This is a genomic window from Ornatilinea apprima (assembly GCF_001306115.1).
GTDB classification, from domain to species: Bacteria; Chloroflexota; Anaerolineae; order Anaerolineales; family Anaerolineaceae; genus Ornatilinea; species Ornatilinea apprima.
Window position 1 is genome coordinate 63868 of record NZ_LGCL01000016.1, and the last position, 12000, is coordinate 75867.

7 protein-coding genes are annotated in these 12000 nt (G+C 54.2%); 1 reads left to right on the forward strand and 6 read right to left on the reverse strand.

The window, feature by feature from the left end; translation table 11 throughout:
* Nucleotides 1–42 precede the first annotated feature (42 nt).
* Nucleotides 43–3789, reverse strand: a complete 3747-nt coding sequence (locus ADN00_RS05430) for a PAS domain S-box protein (RefSeq protein ID WP_082389909.1) — start codon at nt 3787–3789, stop codon at nt 43–45.
* A 160-nt stretch (nt 3790–3949) separates the two neighbouring features.
* A complete protein-coding gene (locus ADN00_RS05435; protein ID WP_075061950.1) occupies nt 3950–4888 on the reverse strand; it encodes a cation diffusion facilitator family transporter in 939 nt (312 codons plus the stop codon).
* Nucleotides 4889–5088: 200 nt separating this feature from the next.
* Between ADN00_RS05435 and ADN00_RS05440 the strand changes: the two genes are divergently transcribed.
* On the forward strand, nt 5089–7815 hold the full coding sequence (locus tag ADN00_RS05440; protein WP_075061951.1) for a peptidoglycan DD-metalloendopeptidase family protein: 2727 nt from the start codon (nt 5089–5091) through the stop codon (nt 7813–7815).
* Between the two features lie 76 nt (nt 7816–7891).
* Here the strand turns inward: ADN00_RS05440 and ADN00_RS05445 are convergent, their stop codons facing one another.
* The 4 genes from ADN00_RS05445 to ADN00_RS05460 form a co-directional block, all read right to left on the reverse strand.
* Nucleotides 7892–8863 (reverse strand): acetylxylan esterase, encoded by a 972-nt coding sequence (locus tag ADN00_RS05445; protein WP_075061952.1) that lies wholly within the window; start codon nt 8861–8863, stop codon nt 7892–7894.
* A gap of 430 nt (nt 8864–9293) precedes the next feature.
* Nucleotides 9294–9698, reverse strand: a complete 405-nt coding sequence (locus ADN00_RS05450; protein ID WP_075061953.1) for a hypothetical protein — start codon at nt 9696–9698, stop codon at nt 9294–9296.
* Entirely contained in the window at nt 9691–10461 is a 771-nt protein-coding gene (locus ADN00_RS05455) for a ParA family protein (protein WP_075061954.1), read from the reverse strand. Before ADN00_RS05455 ends, ADN00_RS05450 begins: the two co-directional genes overlap by 8 nt.
* A gap of 360 nt (nt 10462–10821) precedes the next feature.
* On the reverse strand, nt 10822–12000 hold the full coding sequence (locus tag ADN00_RS05460) for a hypothetical protein (protein WP_075061955.1): 1179 nt from the start codon (nt 11998–12000) through the stop codon (nt 10822–10824).

Genomic DNA, 12000 nt, shown 5'->3' on the forward strand with positions numbered 1-12000 from the left:
TTTAAGACGCAAAACAAGGCAGATGGATACGGCCCTTCGATATTATTCAGGCGATGATGCGGCAGACTCTTCTTCCAACATCTTGAAGAAGGCCTGCACCACTTGCGGGTCAAACTGCTTGCCAGATTGACCCTGGACATATTCGACAACTTTTTCTTTTTCCCAGGCCGGGCGATAAGGGCGGTCAAAATTCAAGGCATCCCACACGTCCACAATCGCGAATATACGCGCGGCCAGCGGTATCTCTTCACCCTTCAGGCTCATCGGATAACCGGTTCCATCCCAGTATTCGTGATGGCAATAGGGAATATCCAGCGCCGGGAGCAGGAAATCAATGGTAGAGAGCATTTTATACGCGTATACCGGGTGCTGCTTCATAATCTCACGCTCGCTGTCGGTCAGCGGACCCGGTTTTTGCAGAATATTATCGGGAATGCCCATTTTGCCAATATCGTGGAGGATCGCGCCGCGGCGAATATTGAGCAGGTCTTCACCGCTAATCCCCAAATACTCCGCCAGCCGGACGGTTAATTCCGTCACCCGCCGGCTATGACCTTCCGTTTCCTGGTCGCGATATTCCAGAGCCAGCGCCCACCCCTCAATGGTTTCATCGTAGGCGCGGCGCAGATCGAGGTTGGCTTTGCGCATGCCATCGAATAACATGGCGTTATCAATGGCAACCGCTGCCTGCCCAGAAAGCGCCTGCAAAAAATCCAGCCATTCTGGCCCGGCCTCAAAAGGCGTGCGGTGGAAGATTTGCAGCACCCCCTGCACCTGGCCGCGGGCGGTCAGCGGCACGCCGTAATAGGTTACAAACCCTTCCGAAGCCATCAAGCGGTAAGACAATTCCTGCTGATTGCCTTCACGAATATCTGGAATGGCAATAATTTTGCGCTCCAACACCACCCGGCCCGCATTCCCCTCTCCCAGGCGGATATAAGAACGCTGGGTAGATTGGGTTTGAAATCCGCGCCGGGCTGCAAACCGCAGCATTTCGGTGCTGGCATCATACAACAGAATATCAGCCGCATCCACTCTTAATTGTGTGGTTACCTTTTCAAGCAGAATATCCAGGATCACACGCAGATCAAGCGAACTGGTAATGGCCTGATCCACCACCTGAAGAGCTTGAAGCTGCTCCAGACGGTGCTGGGTTTGTTCATGCAGGGTTGTCCTTTGAATGGCGTTGGCGGCCATATCGGCAACCGCGTTGAGAATGCGCAGTTCACTGTCCGTCCAATCACGGGCTCGCCCCACCCACAGCACACCAATCACCTGTCGCGAAGCCATCAGCGGTGCGCCAGCAATCGCCTTGACCCCTTGCAGCAATTCTTGCTGAAGGATGCCTGGCTGTTCGAGCGTCTGGTTGTTCACATATAACTTGCCGCCTGCCATCACCTGATGAGAAGCGCTAGTCGTCCCTTGCACGTCCTGGCCGCTCAAATGGGCGCATTTGCCGGTAGCCAGCTCAACGGAAAGATGGCCGGTTGCCGCATTACGCAGAACCACACTGGAAGCCTCCGAATCCAATAACTTATTCAATTGCTTCAACAGAACTTCCAGCAGTTCAGAGCGCTGGTTCAGCTCACGCATGGCTGCGGCGACTTCAATAATGGCTTCTCGTTCCCGCTGTCGTCGGTTCAGATCAGAAATATCCCTGACCACCGTAACAAAGCGGGGTGGTTTATCATCTGCGTGCACAAGCGATTTCCGCGTTTCCACCATGATGTGATTACCGTTGATCTCGGTCAGCTCCTGGGTCACCAGGGTGCTGCCCGATTCATAAACCTGGCGGTACTGGCTGAGGTGATCTTCGGTGAGGAAGGGCAAAATTTCGGATAGGGACTGCCCAAGCACATCGCCTTCCGCCAGATGGTTTTCTTGCAGCCATTTCAAGAAAGTGGAGTTATAGAGGGTAAAACGGTAATCCGCATCAACCACATAGATCATATCGTCGATGGCGTCAATGGTCGTGCGGTAAAGGTTTTCTGAGGCGCGCAGTGCCTCTTCGGCCCGGTTGCGTTCGGTAACGTCATACTTCACGGCAACAAAATGGGAGATTTCGCCTTTCTGGTTCGACACCGGCGTGATGGTCATGTCTTCCACATACAGACTGCCATCTTTTTTACGGTTGATAATTTGATCCCGCCAGACCTTTCCGGACAAAATGGTTTCCCATAAGTTTTGATAAAAAGCCAGATCGTGATGCCCCGAATTGAGGATGCGAAGGTTGCGCCCGCCGATTTCTTCGTTGGTGTAACCCGTCAGGTGCGTGAAAGCCGGGTTGATCCAAATGACCTTGCCGGTCCGGTCGGTGATGACAATGGTATTAGCTGCCGCGTTAAGCGCCGAAACCTGCAAACGTTGTTCTTCTTCCGCGCGTAGTTTCTCGGTCAGGTCACGGTGAATCACATGAGCAAACGTTTTTCCCTTAAAACTGGCCGGAATGCTGACTACTTCGGTGATGGTGATTTTTCCGTCGAGCCCCACCATTTTTTGGATCATCGGGCTGACTGGTCTACCCCCATACGTCTCGAGCATACGCTCAAAGACAATCTCATGGTATTCGGGATGAACAAATTCGAGCACATTTCTGCCAATCAACTGCTCGGGGTTGGCCGCGCCTACCATGCGCGCGAAAGTGAGATTGGCATATACAATTTTTCCATCACAGTGAATGGAAAGACCATCGGGCAGCAGCTCTACCACGCTGCGAAAACGGTTTTCGCTTTCGCGCAAGAACTGTTGCGCCTGGTTGCGGTCGGTGATGTCGTCCAATAAAAGTAGACGGCCAGACACCCGCCCATCTCCGGCGTTGATTGGCGTGCCGCGTACCTCATAAATTCGCCGTCCAACGCCATTTTCCAGCGCGATTTCGGTGCGGAAGGAGCGGACAGGGTCTTTATCGGGCAGCAAGCGGGCAATGGACGGCGCCAGAATCTGCAATGGTTTGCCAATCGCAATCTTTCCCTGGTCTCCTAAAATCTTTTTGGCAGCCAGGTTGATATCTAAAATGCGCGCCTTCGCGTCCAAAAGAATCACCGCGTCTTTAATATTGTCCAGAATATGCTCGCGGGCAATGGGCATTGAATCAGGAAGCTGATAACGAAACACCCCCACCGCAACGATCGGCAGGCTGAACGCCAGCGTGAGGGGCACAATCTCAAGATATTGAAACACAGTGGGGTAGGCCATGGCCACCAGGCCCACTGCCGCTGGAAGTAAAATGCCAATCATTACTATTGCCGCCTGGCGGCGAAACAGGCGCGGCGCGCGCAGATATTGAACCATTACAACCGAAATGGCAATAAGGATTAAGAGATAGGAATAAATGACATGCGCGTAATAGCCAACCGAAAACTCAAACAGCAGGACGGACAACCCGTTAAAGAACTCCTCCACCGAAACGGAAAAGTAATACAGTTTATGGAGCGAGTTGGTCCACAGAAGCGCGAGAATGGCAACCGGTTCGATAGCCAGCAAAACGAAGATGCGCCAGTTAATCCAGTGGGTACGGTGGGTATAATCCAGGCTAAACAGCAGCAAGATACTGGGAAGAAGGGTTGTGAAAATCGTCTTGACCACGTACCAGGTCAATTTACTTTCCAGGGTTACCCCACGCAGTTCAAAGGCATAACAAACCAGCCAGCAGGCTGAAGCAGTTAAAATCATGCCAAGCGGCAAAGCGCCGCGCGCTGAGCGCTGGCTGATGGCATAAAATGCCAGGCCAACGGATATAAAAAGGCCGACCAACAAAGCAGCTGCCATCGGTAGTGGAAATCCGTTCATCAATTACAATTCTTTCTTTGCTGCGCTTTGATTTGGGTTGAGGTCTTTGCGTGAAAAAAAGTAACCAACAAATTGATTATATCCCCTAAAAGCCAACGCAAGGGGGGGGCCATGATGGCCCCCCCTTGAATGGGTGAGATTCGAGAGATGCAGCACCAGGTTAGCAGTCTTCTTTAATGCGGCATTCTTCGTCTGAAAACTCCACTTCTACTGTTGTGTGGGCAAAATTCATGCGTTCGGTGATTCCGCGAATGTCTTCTTTCAATTTCAAAACCTCTTCCCGGCTGACCGTGTGTGGGATCACCACATGGGTGGTCAAAACGTGACGCTCACCATCCAGCGACCAGACATGCGTGTGATGGGTGGAGATCACATTGGTCAGCTTCAGGATTTCAGTATCCAACTGCTGCAAATCCACATCTTCGGGCACACCTTGAAGAAACAGTGTAAGGGTTTTACGCAGATTTTTGAATATATTGATCAAAACGTAGAGGGTGATCATCAGTGACAAAAGCGGGTCAAGAAAATGCCAGTCGGTGAAGAGTAGTATCACGCTCACCGCCAGCACGGCCACCCACCCCAGAACATCTTCCAGGAGGTGAAGCGCCACCGCCCGTTCGTTTAATGACTGCCCGCCGCGCAGCTTCAACACCGCCGCGCCGTTGACAAGAATACCGATCACGGCGAATAAGACCATACCCGGCGCGTTTGATTCTTCGGGATGTAGAACGCGCGGAATAGCCTGCCCAATAATGACAACGGAGCCACCCATCAAAACCAGCGTGTTCAACAGCGCCCCCAAAAGAGAAAACCGCCGGTATCCATACGAATAATGATTATCACGACTGCGGGTGGAGAGGCGGTGCAAATACCAAGACATACCCAGCGAAAAGCTGTCTCCCAAATCGTGAAGGGCATCCGATAGAATCGCCAGACTGTTGGTCCACAAGCCGCCGACAATTTCAAGGATGGTAAAGCCCAGGTTGAGAAAAAAAGCCACGCGGATATTGTTTAGCGAGTCGTCAGTGTGATGGTGGTGACCAAAATGGTCATGGTGATAATTATGCCCCTGTTCTTGTTCAGTTTCGTGCGTGTGCATTCGCGCTCCTAAAATTACGAGTAAGTTACCCCGAATTATACTTTCATTTCGCGTTCTTTTCGATGATCAGACGGAGTTTCTCCCTTGTCTTCAAGAACGCCCTGCCGCAGACGGCGTTGATTCGCTGCCTTGCGGGGCTGGCATAAATAGTGCAACTGAATCGGCTGATAGAAATTTATCCGTTTTCAGGGAGATTCTCCATGCCTCAAATTAAAAAGTCTGGATCAGGGTTATGGATGGTGCTGCTGGCTTTGGGCCTTCTGGTTACCGCCTGCGCTCCGCAACAGAAGCAATCGCTCTCCACGGAAGAGCCGGACGTGGAAACCCTGCCGCTGACCATCCAACCTGGAGAAGCGGAAGTAACCGCCTTTCAAAAGACGCTGGCCGAAAAAGTGCAGGAAAATGGAGAAGATGTGCTGGCTTATTTGATTAATGATGTGAAGATTGATCACATCCAATACAACACTGAACGTACCCTGGCGCTATTGTGGCTGGCCCTGGTGGACCGGGAAACAGGTGAAATTCTGCCCGGCGAACCCGGACTGGCCATCGCAAAACGCGAGGGCCCCTCTGCGGCTTGGAAAGTAACTCTGCAATCGGACGGAGAATGGGTGGCTGAATTGCAAAGCGTCCCCGATTCAATGCTGGACCAGGCCACACGCGATCTTTATATGCCTGCTGTGCAGCAAACCCCCAAAGACCACCCGGTTTATACCGGTTATAAATTGCCCTGGGAAGCCGGGGTTGCCCGGCGTGTTACCGGCAGCATTGGGCATGTGTTTATTTACCGCTCCTGCCCATCCACCTGCCTGTATGCTTTCGACTTCGCCGATGGAACGATGTGGCCGATCCTGGCGGCCAAAGGCGGCCGGGTGAAATACGCCGTGTGGCAATATCCCAATGGAAATACCTCCAATACGAATTACATCGTCCTGGAGGACAACACGACTGTACCGACTACCTATCAGGTCTACTATCACCTGGCGCAAGACAGCATTCCGCCCGAGCTGCGCGTGCCAGGCGCGGAGGTGGTGCAGGGACAATTCATCGGCATTGTGGATGACACCGGATACAGCACCGGGCACCACCTGCATTTCCACGTGCACACCAGCACCACCACCCACTGGGGAACCTCGGTGGATATTTCTTTCGATGACGTCAACGATAACGGCGGGCGGCCGCGCACCTGCTACGAAGCGTCCAATTTTCCTAGCTACGGCACACAGTGCCAGACCGGCAACTGGTATGTCTCTGGAAATGGCGATACGGAGCGCCCCACTGGCGGCATCACCCAACCAGCCGCCAACACCATCTACACCCAACCCGAATTAACCGTCAGCGGGTGGGCCAAGGATGATAGCGGCATTACGGCGGTGCAGGTGATGGCAAATACCACCGGCGATTGGTACCCGATTGGACCGATCATAACGAAAAGCGAGTTCACCACGAAGATTAATCTATGCGCAAAAAATATTCCCAACGGCCGATTCTTCATCTCCCTGCAGGTGCTGGATGAATCGGGAAAACTCTCCAACGGATTACCGGGCCTGACACAGCTGGAGAAGCAGTACACCTGTCCCGGGCAACCCCCCGCCTGCGCACCGGGGCCGAATGAAGTGGCCCTTTACAGCGAGAAAAGTTTCACCGGCAGCTGCCACACCTTTCCGATAGGAGACTATTTAACCAGCGCCCAGTTTGGGTATCTGGCCGATAACAGCGCCAGTTCCATCCAGGTGGGCACCAATGTGATGGCGCGGCTCTTCAGTGATGCCAACCTGGCAGGCAACAGCGAAAACATTCTACAGAATGACTCTGATTTGTCTGACAATAAGATTGGAACGGACAGCATTTCGTCACTGGCTGTTTCCATCCGGCCAGAGATACCCGCCATTCCCTCCCTTAAAATCCCTTCAGCGAACATCACCGATGCAAGTGAGATCGAGCTGACCTGGGGCAGCGCAAAAAGCGGCGTGGAATTTCGCAGCGTGCTGGCGGGTGAACAGGGCTGGCGGCAAGAATTGAACTGGCAAAGCAGCACAAGCTGGGCAGTGGGCAAGCTCCCTGCCGGAAAGTATACATGGACGGTTTGGGCGCGCAACCTCAGCGGTGAAAGTGAAGCCAAACTGGAGTTTAAAGTGCAGCCGGCCGACCCCGCCCCCGTGACCGCGCTCAAAACCCTGCCGGCCGAATGGGGGTCCAGCGCGATTCACCTGGAGTGGAGCGTGCAGCAAGGCAGCGAAGACCTGGCGTATTTCGATTTGCAAGTGCAGGAAAATGGCGGCGCCTGGTCCATGCTGGCCGAAGCCATCAACCCGCAACAGCGCGATTTCTGGATGCTGGGCACACCCGGTACCTCCTATGGCTTCCGGCTGCGCGGCGTGGACAGTGCCGGGAACCAGGAAGCGTTCACGGATAGTGCTGAAACGCTGACAAGAATTATGGTCGATTGCACCCCCGACGCTTATGAGAATAACGGCAGCGACAATACCTGGACGGGCGCGGCCAGGCTGGAAATCAACCAGTCGCAGCAGCACAATTTCTGCGCAGCGCAAGACGTGGATTGGCTGAGCTTTGAGGCCACTGCCGGACAGAAATACACCATCAAAGTCAACCCGGTCGACGCGGGCGCGTCTGCTGCCGTGCAGATCATCGCGCCTGACCGCTACGCAGTGCTGATGGAAACGAGCGCGGAAGAGATGAACCAGGCAATTACGATGGAATGGACCGCCCCAGAGGACGGGCAGTATTACCTGATGGTGCGGCCCTTCGATGAACGCCTGACCGGCAGCGCCACCCAATATGCGGTGGCGGTAGAATCAACGACCCCTGTTTCGCCGGCAGTGTTCACCTGCAGCGCGCTGTTTTTACCGCTTGTCTACGGGCTGTTGAAACTGTTTCAAAAAACCAAACAGGGCGCATCCCTTTAGGCGAAATTCCCGCCCAGAGCACCGGGCGGGAATTTTCTTTCTTTACTTGTAATCGCGCAGATAAGTGTAACCGCGGTTACGAAAAGATTGTTTTCAAAAACGCGATCTGCTGCCGGAGGTGGAAAAGCTCACCACCCTCATGGTTGTTGAACTCATAAACACGAATCTCTTTTTCACCGGCATAATGATTGTACGCGGCGAAGACGGTTGAGGGCGGGCAGGTCTCGTCGCGCAGACCAACTGAGAATAAGGCTTTGGCTTTGGCGCGGACGGCAAAATTGAGGCCGTCGAAATACGAGAGCGTGTGGAAAACAGTCTCCACCTTATCGCGATGGGTATGGCAGAACTTAACGATCTCGCCGTAAGGGTAACTGTCGATGATCTGCACAGCCCGCCGGTAATGGCAGAGAAAAGGCACATCGGGCATGGCAGCCAGCACTGAGGGCGCCAACCCAGCCACCGCCAGGCTTATCCCACCGCCCTGACTGCCGCCGGTCACCACCACACGATCAGCGTCCACGAGTGGATGGCTGGCAGCGGTCTCCACCGCGCGGACCGCGTCCGTCATCAAGCGGCGGTAGTAATAGGTCTCAGGGCTGAGAATGCCGCGCGTCATAAAGCCGGGAACCTGCGGAGAAGAGGTCGAATCGTCCATGTCGGGGGTATCGCCGTGCGACCAGACACTGCCCTGGCCGCGCGTGTCCATGACCAGGTAAGCGTACCCGCAGCTGGGAAAGGAGAGCCAATGATATGGAAAGCTGCGTCCGCCGCCGTAGCCGATGAATTCCACCACGCAAGGCAGTTTGCTCTTCTGTCCTTTAGGGATCATCATCCAGGCTTTGATCGGCTGGCCGGCATAGCCATTAAAAGTAACGTCCCACACGTCCAGGGTTTCAAGTCCAAATTCGGCAGGCACAAAGCGGGCGTCCAGCGGAAACGCGCGCGCCGCCTCCAGTGTTTTTTGCCAGAAAGCGTCAAAATCGGCAGGCTCTGTACGCTCCGGCTTGTACACTTCAAGCTCGCTGAGCGGAAAATCAAATTGCGACACATTAACCTCCACTTAACAGATGATCGATAAACGATAGCGCAACGCGCAAAACAAGGCTACATCAAACAATTTTAGCTTCAATTCAATTTTCAGTGTTTTTCCTAAATGCAGATTTTTCACCCTGGCCTGCATGCAGAATTTTCACTCAGGCCAACAGGCAAAAATTTCATGCTGGCCTGAGTGCAAAAAATGTCTCCAGGCCAGCGGGCAAAATTTACCTTCTGGCCTGAAGGAAAAAAATGCCCTCAGGGGGTCCTGAAGGCATTTTTTTCACTCCGAGTGAGTGCAAAATCTGCATCTCTCCTGAATGCAAAATTTGCACGTGATTCCTAATTAACGACTCTTTAAACGACTCTTCCTACAACTTTAAGAAATAGTCTTCTTAAGAAATTGCTTGACGGGGTCATACCATTGCAATGTGTAACCGCGGTTACGCTTTTTTGCTGCGCTTGCGTTCTTCGGGTTTAATCCATTTATCCGGGAAAACCAGGTTCCAGTCGTAACGCGGACTGCGAGAAGGTTGCTTCAACTCGCTGAGATCCACTTGCCCCTGATCGTACGCTTCAAAGAACTGCAGAAGGGCCAGGGTTACCAGCTGGCTGGCCGGGACGCTGTGTTCTTCAGCCAACGATTTGACCCGCTGGCGCAGAAATGGCGGCAGATCGTAGGTAGCGCGCTGGTCGCGGCGGGCGCGGATCTTTTGCCGCTCGCGGATTTTCTTTTCACGCTGCCTGCGCGGCAGCTGCGCTTCGGCCTGTTTTTGTTCCATGCCGGCCAGCAAATCCGCCACAATCGGGTCCAGGATGGGGCGGCGTTCAAATGACTTTTCAGGCATAGGTCATCTCCAATAATTTGTGCAGGGCCTGCCGGTAACCGCCTACCAGGCGCTGTCCATCCTGGAAACCCACCATCGCCGGGCTGCTGGCAGAGTATTCTTCCAGGGTTTTTCCAAAAGCGGCCGATTCGCGCACGCGGGTGTCTTGCGGGACTGGCGGCCAGACGTTGGTGCCGAAAGCGCGCGTAATTTCTTGAAATTGGGTGAGCGTTTCGCGAGTGGTGCGGTCAAAGAAGGTGGGCAGGATAGCATAGCCTTTGAAGGAATATCCGCGCTGCGCCACCTCTCCCATTGTCAGTAAAATCTCTTTTACACCGTCCACCGCCAGCGCGTCCAGACGGGTAGGGATGATGACCCAGTCGCTGGCAACCAGGCCGTTGATGTGCAACACATCCAGCGAGGGGGCCAGATCCAGCAGAATGAATTCATAAGAGGACGTCTGAAGGGTGTCCAGCAAGATGGATTCACGAAAATCGGAGAGGGTGATCTGGCGTTTGACTTTCTCAGTGCGTTTATCGGACCCGAGAATATCCAGGTTGGGGCGGGCTGTGATAACCACTTTTTCCAGGCGCTCATCCAGACAGATCAGGCGGTACAGTCCGGGGGTCTTTTCCATTCCCAATGCGATAGCGACATGGCCTTGCGGATCGAGATCGACAAGCAGCGTTTTATGACCCAAACGAGCCAGTCCATCCGCGAGGGTGACGGCGGTGGTTGTTTTACCAACGCCGCCTTTTTGATTGGCAAAAGCGATAATGTTCATGGGCAGTTGATCCGTGGTGAAAGGAGTTCAAAAAAGACAGCAAATTTTGCTTCAAGGGGCGACCCTTCCTATTTTACAGGGTCGCGCCCCCATTTGTCAAGGGTAGACCCTTAGGGGCGACTTTGACATTATATCAGGGTCGCCCCTTTGTTAGATCAGAAGGCTTATCAGCGATTTTGTTCTATCAAGACATAGATCGATATGTCCTCGGAAAAAGAGGGGTAAAAATGGCCGTTTGATTCATTCCATCCATCTATGATATTGACGGCCAAAGCAGAAATCGACTGGCATTAAAAGACATTCCCCGATTCGTAACCGCGGTTACGAATCGGGGAATGTGGGGTGTGTGAAAAGGATTGGTTATTTCGAATGGATGCGGACGCGGATCAGGGCGACCAGCTCTTCCAGAAAGGTGAGTGTGTCGGAGGCTTCTTCGCTGGCTGCCAGGTCGTCTGCCACCTGGTCCATCACCTCTTCCTGGAGCATGCGATCCAGTTCGACCAGCGCGTTGGAAAAGCGGCGAATACCGCTGGTGGCAATTTTTCCAGGGCTGGTTTTGCCTTTTGCGTTTTTCGCTGGGCGGGCGGCTTGCGCCTGCCCGGGACGCGCCTGGTCATTTTCCGCCAGCGCGCTGACCTCATCGGAGGTCAATTCGTTTTGGATGCTGACTTTGAGCATCTCTTCCCATTGTTCGGGCGGGAAGGCCAGCACTTCGCGCAGCACGCGCTCGGGCAGGCGATAGCGGTCGGCCATGTCGAGCAGGGTAGAGGGGAATTGCAGGATGTTGAGCAGCTGCACCATGCGCGGCCGGGTGAGCTGCATGATGGGCTTGATCTGATCCCACAGACCGGCGGGCATGCGCTGGGCGCGCGCCTGGCGGAAATACTCGTATTCATCGGTGTAAGAACCGTCTGGATTTTTACCCAGCTCAGCCAAAATGAGAGAGGCCACTTCGCAGGCCTGGCTGACAGCCGAGGGGTTTTCGGCGTGGCGATTTTCCAGCACCTGGCGCTGGCGGGTAGGCTTTTCCACAACCTCAACGCGCAGCAGGGGTTCGTCTTTGCGCTGCTCTTTAATCATTTGCAGGCAGGCAGCCCAAAAACGGCGCTCGCCCGTCTCGATTAAAAAGATGTAGCTGCCATCCTCGGCCGGAACCCAGGAGCCGGTGATCGGTTTGATTTGCCCATGCTCTTCAAAAGAAGAACCCATGGCAAGCAGCCGGTCAACGATGGTACGGTGGCCGGCGTCCTGACGGGAGAGGGTAAACCACTCCGCGGCGGTTTCGTAGCAGTCCAGCTCGCCCGCAAAAAAGGCGTCGCGCAGGGCGGCGGGCAGCAGGCGGCGCGGCTGAAAGCGGTCGGGCAGCATCTGGCTCGGCTTCAGGCGCTCGATGCGTTCCACCTGCTGAACGGGCTCCACACGCAGCTGGCTTGAGAATAATGAAGAAACATTGGAGGGATCTGGAGCGGGAAGCGGCTCATCCTGGGGGGCTTGGAAATCGTCAAAGGCGCTGAAACGCTTGCGTTTGCTGGTTGCCAT